This is a genomic window from Occultella kanbiaonis (genome assembly GCF_009708215.1).
Classification (GTDB): domain Bacteria; phylum Actinomycetota; class Actinomycetes; order Actinomycetales; family Beutenbergiaceae; genus Occultella; species Occultella kanbiaonis.
Map to the genome: position 1 here is coordinate 3,933,363 of NZ_CP046175.1, position 20,197 is coordinate 3,953,559.

The following is a 20,197-nucleotide window of genomic DNA, read 5'->3' on the forward strand; positions in this document are numbered from 1 at the left end:
CGCCGGCGGACTCAGGACTCGGCGACGTAGGTGAGCACGTGCTCCCCGCCGAGGACGGTGATCTGGGCGCCGTCCGCGGCGGGCGGCACGTAGAAGGCGACCATCTGCTCGTACGTCGCGGTCAGGGAACCCTCCACCTCGCTGTTGCCGTTCAGCACGGCGAGCCGGCCACCGACCTCGAGGGTCGCGCCCTCGACGGTCTTGGTGAACTCCTGCAGCATGACCGTCGCGCCGACGACGATCGCGCCGCCGTCGTCGGTGGCCAGGGTGAGCACCGGGTCGTCGGCCGCCCTGACCGTGTTGGTCACGGTGCCGGCCTCCTCCACGGCCGTCGTCAACCCGGCGAGCTCGGCGGCCACCAACGACCGCAGGCTGTCCTCGGCGAACGTGCCCGCGTACTGGCTGCCGGAATTGGTGAGCACGTCGGCATAGGCCGGTACCACCTGTCCGGGTGGCAGCACCAAGCCCTCCGCGTCGGCGGCCACCTGGGGACTGCCGATCGAACCCAACGACGTTGCCGGCATCGAGACGCCCGGGAACAGCCGGACCCAGTCCATCAGGACGTACGGGTCCCGCGGCGTGGCCTGTTCGAGCGTCAGCAGGATCGGCACGTTCGCGCCGTCGGGAATCTCGGTGACCACCATGACCGTGTGCGGCCAGGCCTCGGTGTTCGAGACGATCTCCACGTCGGCCAGCCCGGTCAGCGGTTGCACCGCGTACGGGGTCTCCTCGCCGGCCGTCGCCGTTGCGAGGGCATACTCGGCGGTCCGGATCCGCAGCGCGGCCCCCGCGACCCGACCCTCCAGGAGGCTCGCGTCACCGGCCTCGTCGGCCGCAGCGATGGTCTCCTCCAGTGAGGTCAGCACCCGCTCGATCCGGGACTCGTCCAGGACCGGGACCGGGTCGGTCGGCGCCGGGTCGGCGTCCACCTCCGGGACCGGGATGGCGCAGGAGGCCAGCACGGCGCCCAGGGCGGTGGCTGCGGCGAGTGCCTGCAGGCGACGGCGGAGCGTCTGCCTCATGAGTCATCCTCCGTTCGCTGGTCGGCAGGTCGGTCTTCGTCTGGTTCGACGGGCTCGATGACCCCGGTGGTCTCGGCGTCGGCGGCCATGGGTGCACCCAGGCCCCAGGTCTGGCGCCAGGAGGCCCCGGACGCCTGCGGGTTGGCATCCGGCGGAGGTTCCACGTCGGCAGGTGCCGGCGGCGGCTCGGCCGCCGTTGCGGAGGGTGCCCCGGCCGCTCCGGTCGTCGGTGCTCCCCACCGGTCCGGGCGCCAGCCGCGGCGGCGCGTGGTGCCGTCACCGCCCGACGGCGTGGCGTCGCCGTCCGCGATCGGCTCACCCTCGGTCGTGGTGTCGGTCGGGTCGGCGCCGGTGCGGCGCCACCATGGGCGGCGCGCGGTCGACTGCTCGGCCCGGTCGGCGTCGTCGGCTCCGTCCGGACCGGACACCGCGGGCAGGCCAGCGCCTGGCGCATCGGAGGCGTAGGTCTCGATGGGCGCCGCCTCGGCGCCGGAGCGGCCGCTGCTGACCCAGTCGGCGAGGTCGGTGGCCGCGGCCTCCCGACCGTCCACGGATTCACCGGTCCCGCTCGAGGTCGGCTCGTCGCCCTGCTCGTCCGTCGCTCCGGTCTCGTCGGTGGTGGCGGAGGAGTCCGTCGCCGCGGCGGCGCCCGTGACTGCGGCTCCCGCACCGACGGCGGTCGCGTCGTCGGGTGAGGCGGCCGAGTCGCGGCCACGACCGGTCCGGGACTCCTGCTCGGCCTGGGCCTGTGCCTCGCGGAGCTGGCGCCGGGTGAGCGGCGCTCCATCGGCGCCCACGGTCGGCACGGTCGCCGTCACCGCGGTCTCCGGGCCGGCTACCGCGGCACGAGCCTTCGCCCGCTTCGTCTCCCGGTCCACCAGCAGCGTCATGATGCCGAGCACGAGGCCGATGAGGACCAGTACCCCACCCACGATGACACCGGGGACCACGAACGGGGTCTCCACCTCACGGGTCCAGGTCAGGCCGAGCTGAGGGGCCGGCGTGGTCCCGTCCGTGGCGATGAGCATGACCCAGCGGCCGTCGACGGCGGTCCAGTCATAGGTCAGTTCCCCGGTGCCGGTGAGCTCCTCGATCCAGAGGTCGGAGCCGGCCGGATTCGGCACGGTGGCCATCTCGGCCGGTGCGTCCTCCGTGGCAGATTCGGTCGGATCGGTCGCGGGCTCGTCGGTCGCTGCCTCGTCGGTGGCCGCGTCGTCCGTCGCCTCGGTGCCGTCCGTCGCGGCGTCGTCGGTTGCCTCGGTGCTCGGGTCGGCGACCGCCGGCCCCTCTTCGACGGTGAGCGTCTCCCAATCGGTCAGGCCGGTGACCTCCAGGTGCGGGGAGTCCGCGACCCAGGCTCGGACGTCGGACTCGCGACCCATCGCGAGCACCAGTGGCGTCTCGGCCGTTGCACCCGTGACCGTGACGGTCACGTTCGGGTTCACCACGTCCAGAACCCCGGGCGCCGTGATCACCACCGGTACTTCGGGGTCGTCGGGGAGCGTGGCCGTGACGACCTCATCGGGTCGCCACACGGTGCCTGAGGCGATTGCTGCGCCGGCCGTGCCCAATCCGAGCACTATGAGCAGGACCGCTAAGATCCGTCGAAGCACGAGCTGAGAGCCCTCCGTTGTCCACAGCCGGCCCTACACCGACGACCTACCAGGGTACGTGACCTTTCCGTGATCTCGCGCATCGGAATGCTACTGGGGGCTTCCTAGGACCCCCGATGGTGGGGTTAGGCTGGCAGGTGGCGGGGGCCATCGGCGGGCCGGAACGGTACGCGCCGGGTTCCGCCCACAACCCTGAGACGTTCTTCCGAGGAGACCCCGTGGCTGACGATCCTTCGACCTTCCCTGTCGTGATGCGCGGCTATGACCGCGCGCAGGTCGACCAGCACGTGCACGCCCTGGACCGCAAGCTCTCCGAGGCCCGCTCCCAGGTGGAGTCCCTGGACGCTGCAATGATGCAGATCTCCGGCCAACTCTCGGAGGCCCAGGTCCAGCTCCGGGAGGCCGAGAAGCCCAGCTACTCGGGGCTGGGTTCGCGGATCGAACTTCTGCTGCGTTCGGCCGAGGAGCAGTCCACCGACGTCCTCGCGCAGGCGAACCAGCAGTCCCGGGACATCCTCTCCCGCGCCGAGGCCCAGGCGGAGCAGCTCACCGGCCAGGCGGAGAACGACGCCGCCGAACGCCTCGCGAACGCGCGTCGTGATGCTGAACACACCACCGCCTCGGCCGCGAGCGCGACCGAGGGCGTCATGGTCGCCGCGCAGCGCCGGGCCGAGGAACTCGTCGGGTCGGCCGAGCGGGAGGCCGCCCGGATCACAAGCTTCTCCGCCACCGAGCAGAGCGAGCGCAAGGCCAGCCTGGAGCGTGAGCTCGGCACCCTGCGCGCGACGACGGAGCAGGAGATCACCCAGGCCCGCGTCGAGTCCGAGCGGATGGCACGCGAGCTGCGGGTCACGAGCGAGGCCGAGGCCGAGGAACTGCGGACCCGGGCCCAGGCGGAGGCAGAGGCGGCCCGCGAGGACGCCCGACGGGAGTCCCAGGCCGCCCTGGCCGCAGCCCAGCAGGAGGCCGCCGAGATCCTCCGGGCTGCCACGAGCGAGGCGGAGACGATCAAGCTGTCGGTCGCCGAGCTGCGCGAGGACGCCGACCTCGAGATCGCGGCCCGCCGCGCCGCGGCCGAGGCGTCCGACGCCGCGCTGCACGCCCAGGCGAAGGCGGACACCGACCAGATGATCGCCGATGCGCAGGCCCACGCCCAGGACGCGGAGGCGCGCGTCGCAGCCGCCCTCGAGAAGGCCGAGGAGCTGCGGGCCAGCGCCGAGGAGCTGTCCACCCAGATGGTCGCCGACGCCCGGTCCAGCGCCGAGCGGATCATGCACGAGGCCCGCCAGAACGCGGACCTCCTGCGCACCGACACCGTCGTCCAGGCGGAGCGGGACCGCCGGGTCGCACAGCGTCAGGTCGACGACCTGAACCGTCAGCGCGAGTCGATCACCGGCTACCTCGACGAACTGCGCTCCCTCCTCGGCGCCGGGGACGTGGCCCAGGCCGCGGCCCTCGCCGAGACCGAGCCCGCCATCGCGCCCGCCGACGACCAGGTCGGCACCGAGGTCGGGACCGACGACGAGCTCCTCGACGGGGCCCCGGTCGACGAGGCCCCGGCCGACGAGGCCCGAGCCGAGGACGAGGACCTGCTCACCCTCGCCGCCGCCGAGCAGGACGGCGCCGACGCGGACACCGAGCGCGAGGACGACCAGGCCGCCCAGGACGAGGAAGCCGCCGAGGCTGCGCTCGACGAGGCTGCTTCGGTCGACGAGGTTGACGCCGACGAGCTCGACCCCGCAGACGAGGCGACGGACGCCGAGAGCCCGGCGGCGGCCACCACGGCGGCCGAGAGCCCGGCGGCGGCCACCACGGCGGCCGAGAGCCCGGCGGCGGCCACCACGGCGGCCGAGACGGCGGGCGGTGCCCCCGTGGCGGCCGAGGAGGCCGACGACGCCGAGGTGCTCTCGCCGACGGGCCGGGCCGGCCGCTGACCGGCGGTCCCCTCCCCTGCCGGCAATATCCGTGAGCGACTCCGAGTGGGCCGCCCAGCGCACCGAGGCCGCGCGCGAACACGAGCGCCGGCTGCAGGCGCGCAAGGCGGCCGAGAACGAGCGCGCTGGTGCGATGCTCCGCGAGTTCGCGGCCGCGGCGACCGCGGCCGCCGTACCGGTCGAGGACTTCGTCGTGCGTGGCTACGGCGGGCGGGGTTCGGCGCGGAGCGCGGTCCGTGGCTGGTACCTGCGGCTGGACCGAACGGCTGGAGTGGGCACCGACGGCGCCTTCTACGTCCTCACCGCGCCTCTGAGCGTGCTCGACCGGGTCCGCGGCGTACGGCTGTCCCCATCCCCTGCCCCGCTCGTGCTCGGCGCGGGCGGGCGCGACGGCGACTCCATCGACCTGAGCGCGGCGCTGGACCGGCTCCTGCCCGGCTGGTCGGACGTGCGTTCCCGAGACGCCGGCCGGGACACCCCGGGCGGCGACGACGCCGCCGACCGCTGACCGCCGACCCGACCGTGGCGGCGCTCACCTGCGCCGTGCAATCGCGTACGTGACGGCACCGGCAACCGACTCATCTCCTGACAGCGTCCCTCACCCGATCACGGTGTGACGCAACTCGGCGAGCGCGTGCGCCACCGGCTGCGGGGTCTCCACCGCGCTCAGGTGCCCCGACGCCGGGACCTGCACCACGTCGACGCCCAACGCCCGCGCCATCCGCTCGTGATCCTGCGCCGACGCCATCACGTCCTCGGCGCCGCGCAGCACCAGCCCCGCGACGCCTCGCTCCCGCAGGTCCTCCAGCACCGGGTGCCGGTCCGGGCGCACCGCCATCGACTCCTGGGCCCAGGAGATGGCCGACGGCGGCGCCTGGGCCAGCCAGCCCCGCACCTCCTCGACCACCTCGGGGCGCTGCGCGTGGGTCGTCTCCCCGAGCACGGTCGCCAGCATCGGCGCGACGGCTGCCGCGCCGTCCGCGCCGCGGGCCGCGCGCGCCACATCGAGGCGCTTCGCCCGACCGGCCTCGTCGTCCGCGCTCGCCTTGGTGTCCAGGAGGGCGAGGCCGGCCAGCAGGTCCGGGTGCCGCTCCGCGAGGGCGAGGGCCACGTATCCGCCCATGGACAGCCCGGCCACCACGGCGCGGGTCACGCCGACGTCGGCCAAGCCTGCGGCGACGGCGTCCGCAAAGGCCTCCAGGCCGCCGTCGGGCAGTGCCGATGACGCCCCGAAACCCGGTGCGTCCACCGCGACCACCGGAACCAGCGGCAGCGACGTGATCACGTAGGACCACATCCGCGAGTCGAGCGGGAACCCGTGCAGCAGGACCAGCGGGACGCCGGCGTCGGCGTCGGGTCCGTAGCGGTGCAGGGCAAGTGCGGTCATGGTTGTCCTCCCGGACCCGACCCTACCCACCGACCTGTGGCGGCGCCGGGCGGATGCTGGTTTGCTTCAAGGCACGTGGGCGCTCGCGCGTCATGAGGCAGCGGTCGCCGGCACCGGGCGGGCAGAGGAGGCAGCAGTGGGTGATGAGATCTCCTCACCGACATTCACCCGCGAGCAGCGTCAGCGCTACCGGGAGAAGGTCCGCCGCTGCCTGGACGTGTTCGAGCGGATGCTCGCGACCGAGATGTTCGACGAGGACCGGCCGCTGACCGGCCTGGAGATCGAGCTCAACCTGGTCGATGCCGACCGTCGCCCCGCGATGGCGAACGCTCAGGTCCTCGCCGCGATCGCGGATCCGGCCTTCCAGACGGAACTGGCGCGCTACAACATCGAACTGAACGTACCTCCTCAACCACTGCCCGGCGACGCCGTCCTGGACCTGGAGACGCGGCTGCGCTCCTCCCTCGATCACGCGGACGAGCGGGCCGCCAGGTCCGGCTCGGCGATCGTGATGGTCGGGATCCTGCCCACCCTGACGCCCGAGCACCTGACCGGGGACTGGATGAGTGCGAACCCGCGGTACCAGGCCCTCGAGGAGGCGGTGTTCGCGGCCCGCCGGGAAGACATCGAACTGGACATCGCGGGTGCCGAGCACCTGCGCATGCTGACCGCCACGATCGCCCCGGAGTCGGCCTGCACGTCCGTGCAGCTGCACCTGCAGGTCAATCCCGGCGACTTCGCGGCGAACTGGAACGCGGCCCAACTGCTGGCCGGGCCGCAGTTGGCGGTCGGCGCCAACTCGCCGTTCCTGTTCGGCAAGCAGCTCCAGGCCGAGACCCGGATCGAGCTGTTCCGGCAGGCCACGGACACCCGCTCCCCCGAGCTGCGCAACCAGGGCGTGCGTCCGCCGGTGTTCTTCGGGGACCGCTGGATCACGTCCATCTTCGACCTGTTCGAGGAGAACGTGCGGTTCTTCCCGGCCCTGCTGCCGGAGTCCACCGACGAGGATCCCGAGGCCGAGCTCGCGGCCGGGCGGGCACCGCGGCTGCAGGAGCTGCGCCTGCACAACGGCACGGTCTACCGCTGGAACCGCCCCGTCTACGACGTGGTCGACGGCGTCCCGCACCTGCGCGTGGAGAACCGCGTGCTGCCGGCCGGGCCGACCGTGGTGGACGTGCTCGCGAACGCCGCGTTCTACTACGGCGCGGTGCAGATGCTGGCCAGCGAGGACCGGCCGACCTGGACGAAGCTGTCCTTCGACGGCGCCCGGTCCAACTTCGAGACCGCCGCCCGGGACGGCGTCGACTCGGTGCTGTACTGGCCGGGCTACGGCGAGGTGCCGTGGGACGAGCTGGTGCTGCGGCACCTGCTGCCGCTGGCCGCCGAGGGCCTGCGCCGGCGGCACGTGTCCACCTCCGTGATCGAGCGCTACCTGGGCATCATCGAGGCCCGCGCGAAGCTCCGCCGCAACGGCGCGTCGTGGCAGGTCGAGGCCGTCGCCGCGCTCGAGCGCGGCGGCCTTGGCCGGGCCGAGGCGCTGTCCGAGATGCTCCGGCTGTACATGGACGGCATGCACGCCAACGAGCCGGTGCACACCTGGGACCTGCCCTGACTGCTCAGCTCGGCCAGCGGCGGTCCCGACTCCCCTCCCGTCGTGACAAAGAACCTCTCGCCTGAGACAGAAGTGTCTGAAGGTCGATCTCAGGCGCGAGGTACTGCCTCACCACGAACCCCACCCACATCCGAGAGCCGGTGGCGCCACGAGCCGCGCCACGGGGTGGGATCCGGGCGCTCAGCTCGGCCGGCGGCGGTCCCGAGCCTGCCAGCAGGCAGTGTGCCAGTGCCGGCGCTCGGACAGGGCGGCCTCGGCCCCGAACAGGTGATCGTCGCCCCACGCCACCACGTGGGCCGCGCCGGGAGCGATCTCCTGCGCGCAACCGGGGCAGCGGTAGGTCTTGTCCGAACCCTGCACTGGACGCACCGCCCACTGCGAACCGTCCGCGCGGGTCTCGGTGCGGGCCCGTCCGCGCAGCACCGACTCGACGTCGAGCTCTGGGTGCTGCTCGGCGTAGGGGCGGCGGCGGGAGCGTCGGGCCATACCGTCCATTCTCCCTCAGGTCCAGGAGGCGTCCAGCGCGCGTGCTGCCGATCACGAGGCGATGCTCACCCCTCTGTGAGCTACAAGGGCCGGCCGGGCTCCGATGCCCTGGTCACCGAGCAGGCTCTTGCGTCATGCTCTCGGCAAGAAACGGCCGCACGGAGTTCAGGAACTCAACCGGCGCCAAGGAGTGCACCCGGTGTCCCACGTCGACGTTCGCCAGCGACGCCTCCGGGAGGGTCTGGGCGAGCCGGGGGTATCGGCCCTGATCCAAGTGGCTACGCCGCCCACCGGCCACGATCAGGGTCGGCGCGGAGATCCGTGGGAGCCCGTCCCACCAATGGGGTTGAGGTGTGCGAAGTCCGTCCAGCACCTGCCGGAGCATTCTCGGATCGAAGTGGCGCCGCCCCAACGGTGCAAGCAGGCGCATCAGTCCAAACCTCCGGCCGGGCCCGACGTCGTCGCTTCCGGCCGGAGGTACCGGTACTTCCTCCAACACCAGCCGGCTGACGCGCTCCGGGCAGTGCGCAGCCACAATGCTCGCCACGAATCCGCCCAAGGAGTGACCCACCATCGCGAAGGAGCCCACTCCTAGTCGATCGAGCTGCCGGATCACATCGTCGCGGAACCCGGCGAACGGGTAATCGGGCCGGTACTGCGCTCCCCGGTGTCCCAGCAGTCGCAGCGCGTGTACCCGGTGGCCCTCCTCGGCGAGAGCCCCGCTGACCAGATCCCACGTCGCCGGGCCGCTCGTGGCCCCGTGCAGAAACACGATGTCCGACATGACCACCGATCGTAGCCGCTGCAGGTAGGCGGCCCAGTGATCGTCGTCACACCTCACGTTCTCTGTGGCCGGGACGTCTACTTCACGTGAGCGACCCTCGCCGAAGGCCCCTCCGTCAAGATCCCATCCCGTCAACAGAAGGAACCTCCGCATGTCCATCGCTCTGGTCACCGGCAGCACCCGAGGTCTTGGTCTCGCGACTGCCACAGCACTCGCCGAAGCCGGCCATACCGTCATCATCACGGGACGGGATGCCGAGGCCGTCCGGACGACATGTGCCGCGGCAAGGAGTGCCGGCCTCGTCATCGAGGGCATCACTCTCGACGTTGTCGAACCGGAGAGTGTCGCAACGCTCACAGCACAGATTCAGGACAGGTACGGAGCGCTCGACATCCTCGTCAACAACGCGGGCATCCTGCCGGAAGCCACCGATCCCGTCCCCCACGAGTTCGCGTCGGTCGAGATGTTCCGAAGGACGTTCGAGACGAACGTCTTCGGCGTCGTGGCCGTCACCGAGGCCCTCCTTCCGCTGCTGCGCTCGAGCGATGCGGGACGGATCGTGAACGTCTCGTCGACAATGGGCTCGCTCGCCGACCAGGGCGACCCGGAGTCGCCGTGGTTCTCGATGCTGCTCCCCGCCTACCAGACGTCGAAGGCCGCCCTGAACAGCATCACGGTCGAACTCGGCAAGCGATTGTCCGCGACGCCGGTCGTCGTCACGTCCGTCTGTCCGGGCTGGGTACAGACCGACCTGGCACCGGGCAACCACGAGAATGCGCCACTCACCGCAGCGGCCGCCGCCGAGGTGGTCGTCACGGCCGCGCTGGCTCCGGCAGGGGCCAGCAGCGGAACCTTCGTCGATGCCGCGGGACCCGTGCGCTGGTAACGGATCGGGCCGGCCGGCGAGACTCCCCCCGGCGCCCCGGCGGGATCGGCAGCCGCCCCGCAGTCAGAGGGCGCCGGTGGCGATCAGGTCTGCGTACCAGCGGGCGGAGTCCTTCGGGGTGCGCACCTGGGTGTCGTAGTCCACCCGGACGATCCCGAACCGGCGCTCGTACCCGAACGCCCACTCGAAGTTGTCGAACAGCGACCAGACGAAGTAGCCGCGCACGTCCGCACCGGCCTCGATGGCCCGGGCGACGGCGTCGATGTGGCCGTGCAGGTAGGCGACCCGGTCGCCGTCGTGCACGCCGCCGTCGGGACCCACCTCGTCGTCGAAGGCGGCGCCGTTCTCGGTGATCATCAGCGGCGTCGCCGGGTACTCGCGGTGCAGCCGCAGCAGCAGTTCGACGAGCCCGTCGGGATCGATGTTCCAGCCCATCGCGGTGAGCGGCCCGGGCATCTCGAGGAACTCCACGGTGTCCGCACCGACCCAGGGGCTCGCGCCGTCGCCGTGCCCGTCGGCCCGCTCCGGCTCACCCTCGCCCGCGTGCCGGCGGGCCCGGGACGTGGAGTAGTAGTTCACGCCGAGGGAGTCCAGCGGGACGTTGATGAGCTCGCCGTCGCCGGGATGCACGAACGACCAGTCGGTCAGGTGCGCGGTGTCGGCGAGCAGGTCGGCCGGGTAGGTGCCCTTGAACAGGGGGTCCAGCCAGATCCGGTTGCCGACCGCGTCGAGCTGCCGGACGGCGTCGGTGTCCGCGGCCGAGGTCGCGTCCACCGGGCGGGTCACGTGCAGGTTCAGCGTGATCGAGACCGGCGTGTCCTCGCCGAGCTCGTCGCGGATCGCGCGCGCGGCCAGGCCGTGGGCGAGGTTCAGGTGGTGGGCGGCCTGCAGCGCCGCCACCGGTTCGGTCCGCCCGGGCGCGTGCACGCCGGCCGCGTAGCCGAGGAACGCCGCACACCACGGCTCGTTCAGGGTGGTCCACAGGCCCACCCGGTCACCGAGGTCGGCCGCGACGATCCGCGCGTACTCGGCGAAGGCATAGGCGGTGGCCCGGTTCGTCCAGCCGCCGGCCGCCTCCAGCTCGGCGGGCAGGTCCCAGTGGTAGAGCGTCACCACCGGCTTGATGCCGGCCGCCAGCAGTTCGTCGACGAGCCGGGAGTAGAACGCCAGACCCTCGGGGTTCGCCGGTCCGGACCCGCCTGGCTGCACCCGTGGCCAGGAGATCGAGAAGCGGTACGCCGCCAGACCGAGCTCCTTCATCAGGGCGACGTCCTCGGCGACGCGGTGGTAGTGGTCGATCGCGACGTCGCCGGTGTCCCCGTTGAGGGTCTTGCCCGGGGTGTGCGAGAACGTGTCCCAGATCGACGGTCCGCGGCCACCCTCGGTGACGGCGCCCTCAACCTGGTACGCGGCGGTGGCCGAGCCCCACACGAAGTCGGCGCCGAAGCGGCGCCCGGTGCCCGGTTCGGCGACCGCGTCGGCCGCCGGGGAGGTGTCAATGCTGGTCACGGTCTGCTCCGTCGGTGTCGAGTCCCACCCACGACGGCGGAACGTCCAGTGTGAGGGTATCCCCGCTCGCGGGGTGGTCGGCTCCGGCGAGGCGCACCGCCCAGGGGCGGTCGGTCCCGGCGGCGCTCACCTCGAGGCGGTTGCCGGTGCGGGTCACCGTGAACGTCGCCGCGGTGCCCGAGGCGTCCGCCGTCGGGACACTCACCGTGGTGCGGGCGCCGTCGGCGAACTCGAAGACCGCCAGCCGCACGCCGTCGGCGTAGTCGTAGTCGGGCCGGTCGGTGCGGGCACCGAGCGGCAGCACGGCGCCGGGCCGCACGAGCAGAGGCAGCGTGTCGAAGCCGTGCCGCTGGCGCACCCACCGCGGGCCGGTCAGCCTCTCGTCGGTGAGCAGGTTCGTCCAGGTGCCCTCCGGCACGTAGAACTCGACGTCCCCGCCCGCGTCGAAGACCGGCGCCACGAGCACCGAGTCGCCGAGCAGGTACTGGGTGTCGGCCGCGGCCGCGCTGCGGTCGTGCGGGAACTCCAGGACCATCGGACGCATCACCGGCACCCCCTCGGCCGTGGCGATCTGGCCGGCCCGGGCCAGGTACGGCATCAGCTCGTACTTGAGATGGATGAACCGGCGGGCCACGTCCACCGCCTCGTCGTCGAACGCCCACGGCACCCGATAGGAGGACGACCCGTGCAGGCGGCTGTGCGAGGAGAGCAGACCGAACGCGAGCCACCGCTTGAACACGGCCGGGTCCGGCATGCCCTCGAAGCCGCCGATGTCGTGGCTCCAGAACCCGAACCCGGACATCGCCAGGGACAGCCCGCCGCGTAGCGACTCCGCCATCGAGGCGAACGTCGACTCGCAGTCCCCGCCCCAGTGCACCGGGAACTGCTGGCCGCCGGCGGTCGCCGAGCGCGCGAACAGCACGGCCTCACCGGTCCCGCGCTCCTTCTGGAGGAGTTCGAAGACGCAGGCGTTGTACAGGTGCGTGTAGTAGTTGTGCATCCGCTGCGGGTCGGACCCGTCGTGCCAGACGACGTCGGTGGGGATCCGCTCGCCGAAGTCGGTCTTGAACGCGTCGACGCCCTGGCGCAGCAGCACCCGCAGCTTGTCCTGGTACCAGGTCCACGCGCCGGGGTTCGTGAAGTCCACGAGCGCCATCCCGGCCTGCCACATGTCCCACTGCCAGATGTCCCCGGCCGCGGTCTTCACCAGGTAGCCGAGCTCGGCCCCCTCGGCGAACAGGTGCGAGCGCTGGGCGATGTAGGGGTTGATCCACACCGAGACCTTCAGGTCGCGCTCGTGCAGCCGGGTGAGCATGCCCTCCGGGTCACCGAACGTGGCCGGATCCCAGACGAAGTCGCACCAGTGGAACTGCCGCATCCAGAAGCAGTCGAAGTGGAACACCGACAGCGGCAGATCCCGCTGCGCCATCCCGTCGATGAAGGACGTGACCGTGGCCTCGTCGTAGTCGGTGGTGAACGAGGTGGACAGCCACAGCCCGTAGGACCAGGTGGGCACCCGCGCCGGGCGGCCGGTGAGCGCGGTGTAGCGGCGCAGCACCTCCTTCGGGTCGGACCCGCCGATGACGTAGTACTGCAGGACCTGCCCCGGCACCGAGAACTGCGTGCGGGAGACCACCTCGGTGCCGACCTCGAAGGAGACCCGCTCCGGGTGGTCGACGAACACCCCGTAGCCGCGGTCGGAGACGTAGAACGGGACGTTCTTGTAGGCCTGGTCCGAAGCGGTGCCGCCGTCCTCGTTCCAGATGTCGATCGACTGGCCGTTCTTGACCAGCGGCCCGAACCGCTCGCCGAGACCGTACAGGTGCTCGGCCACCCCGATGTCGAGCTGCTCGCGGACGTAGTGCGATCCGTCGTCGGTGGAGATGATCCCGATCCCGCGATCGGCGGAACCGGTCAGGACCCGGCCGCGGGCGTCGGTGAACTCCAGGCGCCAGGGCCCGTCGGTGTCGATGGTCGCGGTCAGGTCGCCCGTCGTGAACGTGGCCGGATCCCCGGGCTGCTCGGACCGGTGGATGCGCACCGGCCCCGGGGCGGCCTCCAGCTCGAACGCCGGCCGACGGTCGCGACCGCCCTGGAAGTGCTCGATCCGCACGCCGATCACGCCGTCCAGCGGCGAGTCGAGCGTGATGGTCACCATCGGCCGGTTCAGGGTGTCGCCTCGCCGGTTCAGCGGCGCGGTGGCCGCGTACACGGTCAGCGTGTCGCCGCCGTCCTCGACGGACTCCACATGCCGGGGGCGCAGGATCTCCACGCCGGGCAGCACGTTCCAGTAGCCATCGGTGAACTTCATGGTTGCCTCTCGATCAGGACGACGCTGCCGTCGGCCGGGACGTCCGCGGCGTGCGGGTGGTCGGTGCCGGTGAGCATGTCCCGGCTGGCTCGCGTGAGCGGGACGCTCACCGGCGCGCCGGTGTGGTTGAACAGGAACGTGTGCTCCCCGCGGACGGCGAGCTCCACCCCGGGCGGTGGCTGCGCCACGATGCCCGACGGCGTCACCCCGGCCGCGTCGAGGCAGGTCGCCACCCAGACCTCGAGCAGGTCGTCGCCGCCGACGGCGGCGAGGTAGAGCAGTCGGCCGTCGGGCGAGCGGACCGCGGCCGGCGCGCCGTCGAGGTCGGCACCGGCGAACGTGGCGAGCACGTCGGCCGAGCCCACCACGAGCCGTTCCGCCCAGGTGTGCACGGGGTACCGGTGACCGTCGAGAACCAGGGCGGCTCCGCCGTCGGGCAGGGGGCACCACTCCTCGCCGCCGGCGCCGAGCAGGTCGGTGAACGGGGCCGGGAACGCCCCGGGGCGGATTGCGGCGTCGGCGTCGGCGACGCCACTGAACGGCCCGAGCGCGAGAGTCCCGCCGGCGCCGGTGAAGGCCCGCAGGTTGGCGACGGCCGCGTCGGTGACCAGGTGGAGCTGAGGTGCGAGGACGAGATCGTAGGAGGTCAGGTCCGCCTCGGGCTGGACCAGGTCGGTGGCCAGGCCGCGCCGCCACAGCGGCCGGTACCAGGACAGCACCTGGGGCAGCACCCGTAGCCGGGCGCTCGGTCCGCCCGGTTCCTCGGCCGCCCACCAGCTGGACCAGTCGAACGCGATCGCGACCCGGGCCCGGATCCGCGACCCGGCGACCGGCGCGAGCGCGGCCAGGTCGGCGCCGAGGGCGCGCACGCTGCGGTGCAGTCTGGTGTCCGGTCCCGCGTGCGGCAGCATCGCCGAGTGGAACCGCTCGGCACCGGCCGCCGACGCCCGCCACTGGAACGAGAGCACGCCGTCCGAGCCGTGGGCGACCGCGCGCAGGGCGTCGGCGCGCATCCGGCCCGGGGACTTCGGCGGGTTGTGCTCGCGCCAGTTCACGGCGCTGACGGCCTGTTCCATGAGGAGCCAGGGGCCGCCGGCCAGGGACCGCATCAGGTCGTGGCTGAGCGCGGCCAGGACCGGGGCGTCCGGGTCCACCGGGTCCGGGTAGGAGTCGTCGGAGATGACGTCCAGCTCACCGGCCCAGGACCAGTAGTCCACGTGCGGGAAGAACCCCATGAAGTTGGTCGTGATCGGGTTCGACGGGTCGACCGCGCGGATCATGTCCCGCTGCGCCGTGTACAGCTCCAGGAGGGTGTCGGAACAGAACCGGCGGTAGTCGAGCCGCTGGGTCGGGTTGATCATGTACGGCGCCGCCCGCGGCGGCACGATCTCCTCCCAGCGCCCGTACGCCTGCGACCAGAACGTGGTGGCCCAAGCGGAGTTCAGGCCGGTCAGGTCGTCGTAGCGGTTGCGCAGCCAGTGCCGGAACCCGGCGGCGCACTGGTCGCAGTGGCAGACCTGCCCGAACTCGTTGCCGACGTGCCACATCGCGACGGCCGGGTGGTCGGCGTACCGGGCGACGACGTCGGTGGCGATCTCGAGCGCGTGGGCGCGGTACGTCGGCGAGCTCGGGCAGAAGTGGTTGCGGGAGCCCTGGCTCAGCCGCACCCCGTCCGCGGTCACCGGCAGCGTGTCCGGATGGTCGTGGGCCAGCCAGGGCGGCGGGCTGGCCGTGGGGGTGGCGAGGGCGACGGCGATGCCGGCGCCGGCGAGGAGGTCGAGGACGCGGTCGAGCCAGTCGAAGTCCCGCACCCCCGGGCCGGGTTCGATCCGGCTCCAGGAGAACACGCCGACGGTCACCAGGTTCACCCCGGCGGCGACCATCAGCTCGACGTCGCGTTCGACGATCTCGGCGGGCCACTGCTCCGGGTTGTAGTCGCCGCCGTAGAGAAGCCCACGGGTGGCGGTGAGGTCCCGCAGTCCCGGTCCCGTCCTGCCGGTCATCGACCGCCTCCTTGATGTCCGCATTGACTTGATCGACCGGGTTGTCGAAGCGTTTCAACACCTTAACGATGGCGAGGACCTGTGTAAAGTGGCGCTCGCGACAGTCTGGTTCTGTATGCCGATCGGAGTGGATCCATCACAACCGCCACGCTTCCCCTGCTCTTCGCGGCGCCCGAGGGCGATCCCGCGACGCTGCTCTGGTACCGCGATGGGGCCACCGGGTTCGTCGAATCGCTTCCGGTTGGGAACGGCCACGCCGGGGCCATGGTCGGTGGCCGGGCGGGCGGTGAGCTGCTGCAGCTGAACGAGGGCTCGGCGTGGTCCGGGCCGAGCGCCGACGCCGACCCTGCCCTCGATCCCGCGGACGGCCCGGACCGGCTCGCTCGCGTCCGCGCGCACCTGGCAGACGGTGACGTGCGGGCGGCCGAGGACCTGCTGCGCGCGTTCCAGGGCAGCCACTCCCAGGCGTACCTGCCGTTCGCGCGGCTCGCCGTCGCGGTGCGAGCGACCGGCGACGCGCAGGCGGCGACGGGCTCGGCGCCATCGGACGCGGCGACGGGCTCGGCGCCATCGGAGCCGGGCGCCGTGCCGGACAGGGCGTCAGCCGACCCCGGCGACGGTTCTGCCACCGCGCGTCGGTGGCTCGACCTGCGCACGGCGACGGCGGGACACCGCTACGCGGCCGGCGGGACCAACGTGGCACACCGCAGCTACGCCTCCCACCCAGCCGGGCTCATCGTGCACGAGGTGCACGCCGACTCCCCCGTGGACCTTGACGTGCGGCTCGACCCGGACCAGGTCCGCGAGGTCACCCGGACGGCGAGAAACGCATCGGAGGGTCCGCCCTCCCCCTCCGACTGTTCCGCGACCACGAGCGCGGCGGCACACCTCGCCCTCGAACTCCTGCTGCCCGGCGATGTCGCGCCCGAGCACGAGGGCGCCGAGGAACCGGTCCGGTACACGGCCGACTCGCGCACCGGCGTCGTCCACGTCGCGATCGAGACCGACGGCCAGGTGCGGACCGACGACGCCGGCGCCCACGTGCACGCGGCCCGGGTGACCCGCCTGCTGATCGCGACCGGCACCGTGCTGCCCGAGCCATCCGCGGCCCGGACCGGCTCGACCGGGCCGGACCGGCACGCGAACACCGCCGGCACCCTGGACGCGCTGCACGAGCTGCTCGCCGCCCGGACCGAGGCGGCCCACGCCGTCGGGCCGGAGCAGTTGTACGCCGCGCACGTGGCCGACCACGGCGGCCTGTTCGACCGGGTCCGGCTCGACCTCGGCCCGATCGCGCCGATGCCCACCGACGAGCGGATCCGCGCCGCCAACGCCTCCGGTGCTGGACCGGCCGACCGCACGGGGCTCGCCGTGCTCGCGTTCCACTACGGCCGGTACCTGCTCATCGCCTCGTCCCGGCCGGGCGGGTTCCCGGCGAACCTCCAGGGGATCTGGAACGACCGGCTCCCGGCCCCGTGGAGCTCGAACTACACGATCAACATCAACACCGAGATGAACTACTGGCCCGCGCTGACCACGAACCTCGCGCCCTGCCAGGCCCCGTTGCTGGACCTGGTGGACACCCTCGCCGAGACCGGTCGCGCCGCGGCCGCGCTGTACGGCGCCGGTGGCTGGGTGGCGCACCACAACACCGACCCGTGGGGCTACCCGTACTCGGTGGGAGCCGGCGCCGGCGACCCGTCCTGGTCGGCCTGGTCGATGGGCGGTGTCTGGCTGTGCCGCTCGGTGTGGGACCACCTGGAGTTCACCGGTGACGTCGCTCGCGCGCGGCGCTCCTGGCCGGCGATCGAGGGCGCCTGCCGGTTCGCCCTGGACTGGATCGTGCGCCCCGAGCACGGCCCCGCGGCGACCGCCCCGTCGACGTCGCCGGAGAACCGGTTCGTCGCGCCGGACGGTCGGCCCGCGGCCGTGTCGGTCTCCTCCACCATGGACGTGGCGCTGCTGCGCGACCTCGCCGCCAGGGCCGGGGCGATCGCGGCCCGGATCGGCGCCGACGCGCCGTGGCTGGCCGACCTCGTGGCCGCCGTCGCTGCGCTGCCGGATCCGGTGGTCGGCGAGCGCGGCGAGCTGCTCGAGTGGTCCGTCCCACTGATCGAGGTCGAGCCCGAGCACCGGCACACCTCGCACCTGGCCGGTCTGTTCCCGCTCGGCCTGTGGACGTGCGAACGCACGCCCGCCCTCGCTGCCGCGGCGGCCAGGACCCTGGAGCTGCGGGGCCCGGAATCGACCGGGTGGGCACTCGGCTGGCGGCTGTCGCTGTGGGCGCGGCTGCGACGGGGCGACAGGTTCGGAGCGGTCCTCGCGCTCGCCCTGCGGGTGGCCGACGACGGCGCCGGTCAGCGCGGCGGGGTCTATCCGAACCTGTTCAGCGCACACCCGCCGTTCCAGATCGACGGGAACTTCGGCCTCACGGCGGGGATCGCCGAGGCGCTCCTGCAGTCGCACGAGGGCCGGATCGACCTGCTCCCGGCCCTTCCGCCGCAGTGGCCGGCCGGCTCCGTCCGCGGCCTCGTGGCCCGCGGCGGCCTCGTCGTGGACCTGGGCTGGGACGACGACGGCCGCCTCACCGAGGCGACGCTGCATGCCCCGGCCGGCGGCGAATCCTCCACGCATCTGGTGCGATGGCCTGGTGGCACGGAACGCGTGCGGATCGACGCGGGCAACACATGGACCCTGACCCCGAGCGGGGTCCTGGGGCAGGGAACGGGAGCAACCCCATGGTGACGATCAACGACGTGGCCCGGCGCGCGGGGGTATCGGTGTCCACCGTGTCCTACACGCTCAGCGGGAAGCGGACGATCTCGGCGAGCACCCGGGCCCGGGTGGAGAAGGCGATCGCCGACCTCGGCTACCACCCGCACGCCGGCGCCCGCGCCCTTGCCTCGGCCCGCACGAACATCTTCGCGCTGATGGCGCCGTTGCGCCCGGACGTGGACGTCAGCGTGATCATGCAGTTCGTCACCGGGGTGGTCACCCGCGCCCGCACCGCGGACTACGACGTGCTCCTGCTCACCCAGGACGAGGCCGACGGGGTGGGCCGGGTCGGCTCCGGCTCGCTCGTGGACGCCCTCATCCTCATGGACGTCGAGTCCGACGACCCGCGGATCCCGCAGGTCGCGGCCCTGCGGCAGCCCACCATCCTGATCGGCCTGCCCGAGGACGCCAGGGGCGTGAGCTGCGTCGACTTCGACTTCGAGGCGGCCGCACGCCTGTCCCTGCGGCACCTGACCGCACTCGGCCATCGCAACGTCGCGCTGATCGGGCCACCGCCCGCCGTGATCGCGCGGCACACCTCCTACGCGGACCGGCTGCTGCGCGGCTACCGGGCCCAGGCCACCCACGACGGCGTCGGTTGCGTCATCGAGCCGGCGGGCACCGCGCCCGGGGAGGCCATCGCCGCCCTGGACGCCGTGTTGACGCAGGTCCCAGACCTGACCGGCCTGGTCGTCCACAACGAGGCCGCCCTGCCGGTGATCCTGGCGAGCCTGCGCGACCGCGGCAAGCAGGTCCCGGAGGACATCTCTGTGGTGGCGCTGGCCCCGGCGGACGTCGCCGACGCCCAGCCGGTGCCGATCACGGCCATGGACATCCCGGCGCTGAACATCGGGCAGGTCGCCGTGGACATGGCGCTCGCCCGGCTGCGGGGGTCCGACACGGTCGAGACCCGGCTGATCGCGCCCACCCTGCACAAGCGCTCGAGTACCGCGCCGCCGCGCTGAGCCGGGACCTCGGGCCCACCTCGTGCCCGGATCCGAGGTGATGATGGAGGCATGAAGATCCCACGCAATGCCGTCATCGTCGGCTACGACGGGTCCCCGGACGCCGATCTCGCCGTGGAGTGGGCCGACCGTGCCGCGGTGCAGCGCTCCGCGCCGTTGCATCTGCTCACGTCGTTGTACGACCCGGCCGCCGTCAACTTCAGTCCCTCGACCGCCTGGTACGAACGGCACCTGGCGGAGCTCGAGCAGGCGGTGCGGGACCGGCTGGTCGGCCTGGCCAGCTCGTCGGTGACCCACGAACTGATCGGCGGTCCGCCCGTGCCGGCCCTCGTCGACGCCTCCGCCGGTGCGGCCATGGTCGTCATCGGTGCCCGCGGCCACACCCAGGCGGCGGGGTTGCTACTAGGCTCGGTGAGCCAGCATGTGAGCCGGCACGCCACGTCTCCCGTGGTGGTGGTCCGCCGGACCGAGGACGCCGAGAGCCGGCGGATCGTGGTGGGTGTCGACGGCTCCGGCGGCTCCGCCGCCGCGCTCGACTTCGCGTTCGCACAGGCCGGCCTGACCGGGGCGCCGCTGCGCGTGGTGCACGGCTGGTGGCACACCCGGCCCGGCCGCGTCGAGGGCCTGTCCAACCCGATCAACGACATCCCCGAGGCCCTCGCCTCCGGTGAGCGCATCGTCGCCGAGGCCCTCGCGGGCCGGCGCGAGCGGTACCCGGACGTGACCGTGGAGACGGTCGTCGTGCCGCGACCGCCGTCGGTGCTGCTGACCGAGGAGTCGGCCACGGCGGCGTTGGTGGTCGTCGGGTCCCGGGGCCGGGGCACGTTCAAGGGGATGCTGCTCGGCTCGGTGAGCCAGGACGTGCTGCGCACCTCGCGGTGCCCGGTCGCGGTGGTCCGATAGTCCGAGG

General features: G+C 72.7%; 15 protein-coding genes. 7 read left to right on the forward strand and 8 right to left on the reverse strand.

All coding sequences use genetic code 11. The annotated features are described in order from the left end of the window. Nucleotides 1-11: 11 nt before the first annotated feature. Nucleotides 12-1,022 (reverse strand): DUF8094 domain-containing protein, encoded by a 1,011-nt coding sequence (locus tag GKS42_RS18110; protein WP_154795094.1) that lies wholly within the window; start codon nucleotides 1,020-1,022, stop codon nucleotides 12-14. After that, nucleotides 1,019-2,557, reverse strand: coding sequence for a hypothetical protein (locus GKS42_RS18115; RefSeq protein WP_154795095.1), 1,539 nt, complete (start codon nucleotides 2,555-2,557; stop codon nucleotides 1,019-1,021). The genes GKS42_RS18110 and GKS42_RS18115 overlap by 4 nt, the downstream gene beginning before the upstream one ends. 296 nt (nucleotides 2,558-2,853) lie before the next feature. Here GKS42_RS18115 and GKS42_RS18120 point away from each other — a divergent pair, with 296 nt between their 5' ends. Both GKS42_RS18120 and GKS42_RS18125 read left to right on the forward strand, forming a co-directional pair. Further along, the gene (locus tag GKS42_RS18120; RefSeq protein ID WP_174791096.1) at nucleotides 2,854-4,569 is read left to right on the forward strand and encodes a hypothetical protein; all 1,716 of its coding nucleotides are present in this window, start codon (nucleotides 2,854-2,856) and stop codon (nucleotides 4,567-4,569) included. Between the two features lie 31 nt (nucleotides 4,570-4,600). Beyond that, on the forward strand, nucleotides 4,601-5,077 hold the full coding sequence (locus GKS42_RS18125) for a hypothetical protein (protein WP_154795096.1): 477 nt from the start codon (nucleotides 4,601-4,603) through the stop codon (nucleotides 5,075-5,077). Between the two features lie 90 nt (nucleotides 5,078-5,167). On the opposite strand, the gene GKS42_RS18130 is transcribed toward GKS42_RS18125, so the two are convergent. Beyond that, nucleotides 5,168-5,956 carry an alpha/beta fold hydrolase gene (locus GKS42_RS18130; protein WP_154795097.1) on the reverse strand — a complete coding sequence of 263 codons (789 nt, stop codon included), beginning with the start codon at nucleotides 5,954-5,956 and terminating at the stop codon, nucleotides 5,168-5,170. 136 nt (nucleotides 5,957-6,092) lie between these two features. Here GKS42_RS18130 and GKS42_RS18135 point away from each other — a divergent pair, with 136 nt between their 5' ends. Beyond that, nucleotides 6,093-7,568, forward strand: coding sequence for a glutamate-cysteine ligase family protein (locus GKS42_RS18135; RefSeq protein WP_154795098.1), 1,476 nt, complete (start codon nucleotides 6,093-6,095; stop codon nucleotides 7,566-7,568). A gap of 180 nt (nucleotides 7,569-7,748) precedes the next feature. Here GKS42_RS18135 and GKS42_RS18140 read toward each other — a convergent pair whose 3' ends face one another. Both GKS42_RS18140 and GKS42_RS18145 read right to left on the reverse strand, forming a co-directional pair. Next, nucleotides 7,749-8,054 (reverse strand): hypothetical protein, encoded by a 306-nt coding sequence (locus tag GKS42_RS18140; protein WP_154795099.1) that lies wholly within the window; start codon nucleotides 8,052-8,054, stop codon nucleotides 7,749-7,751. Nucleotides 8,055-8,166: 112 nt separating this feature from the next. Further along, nucleotides 8,167-8,838, reverse strand: a complete 672-nt coding sequence (locus GKS42_RS18145; protein WP_168217889.1) for an alpha/beta fold hydrolase — start codon at nucleotides 8,836-8,838, stop codon at nucleotides 8,167-8,169. Nucleotides 8,839-8,989: 151 nt separating this feature from the next. On the opposite strand from GKS42_RS18145, the gene GKS42_RS18150 reads away from it, so the two are divergent. Further along, nucleotides 8,990-9,724 carry an SDR family NAD(P)-dependent oxidoreductase gene (locus GKS42_RS18150; protein ID WP_154795101.1) on the forward strand — a complete coding sequence of 245 codons (735 nt, stop codon included), beginning with the start codon at nucleotides 8,990-8,992 and terminating at the stop codon, nucleotides 9,722-9,724. 63 nt (nucleotides 9,725-9,787) lie between these two features. On the opposite strand, the gene GKS42_RS18155 is transcribed toward GKS42_RS18150, so the two are convergent. From GKS42_RS18155 to GKS42_RS18165, 3 genes are read right to left on the reverse strand one after another with little or no spacing between them, the layout of a single operon-like run. Continuing rightward, nucleotides 9,788-11,224: a GH1 family beta-glucosidase gene (locus tag GKS42_RS18155; RefSeq protein ID WP_154796815.1), complete on the reverse strand. Its 1,437-nt coding sequence runs from the start codon at nucleotides 11,222-11,224 to the stop codon at nucleotides 9,788-9,790. Beyond that, nucleotides 11,220-13,544 carry an alpha-xylosidase gene (yicI, locus tag GKS42_RS18160; RefSeq protein ID WP_154795102.1) on the reverse strand — a complete coding sequence of 775 codons (2,325 nt, stop codon included), beginning with the start codon at nucleotides 13,542-13,544 and terminating at the stop codon, nucleotides 11,220-11,222. Before yicI ends, GKS42_RS18155 begins: the two co-directional genes overlap by 5 nt. Then, the gene (locus GKS42_RS18165) at nucleotides 13,541-15,547 is read right to left on the reverse strand and encodes a beta-galactosidase (RefSeq protein WP_210769213.1); all 2,007 of its coding nucleotides are present in this window, start codon (nucleotides 15,545-15,547) and stop codon (nucleotides 13,541-13,543) included. The genes yicI and GKS42_RS18165 overlap by 4 nt, the downstream gene beginning before the upstream one ends. Before the next feature lie 192 nt (nucleotides 15,548-15,739). Between GKS42_RS18165 and GKS42_RS18170 the strand changes: the two genes are divergently transcribed. Genes GKS42_RS18170 through GKS42_RS18180 form a run of 3 tightly spaced genes read left to right on the forward strand, consistent with a single transcriptional unit; the run spans nucleotide 15,740 to nucleotide 20,190 of the window. Further along, nucleotides 15,740-18,292 carry a glycosyl hydrolase family 95 catalytic domain-containing protein gene (locus tag GKS42_RS18170; RefSeq protein ID WP_154795104.1) on the forward strand — a complete coding sequence of 851 codons (2,553 nt, stop codon included), beginning with the start codon at nucleotides 15,740-15,742 and terminating at the stop codon, nucleotides 18,290-18,292. After that, complete coding sequence (locus tag GKS42_RS18175; protein ID WP_154795105.1) at nucleotides 18,286-19,287, forward strand: LacI family DNA-binding transcriptional regulator; 1,002 nt, start codon at nucleotides 18,286-18,288, stop codon at nucleotides 19,285-19,287. The genes GKS42_RS18170 and GKS42_RS18175 overlap by 7 nt, the downstream gene beginning before the upstream one ends. Before the next feature lie 51 nt (nucleotides 19,288-19,338). Continuing rightward, nucleotides 19,339-20,190 (forward strand): universal stress protein, encoded by an 852-nt coding sequence (locus GKS42_RS18180; RefSeq protein WP_154795106.1) that lies wholly within the window; start codon nucleotides 19,339-19,341, stop codon nucleotides 20,188-20,190. Nucleotides 20,191-20,197 lie beyond the last annotated feature (7 nt).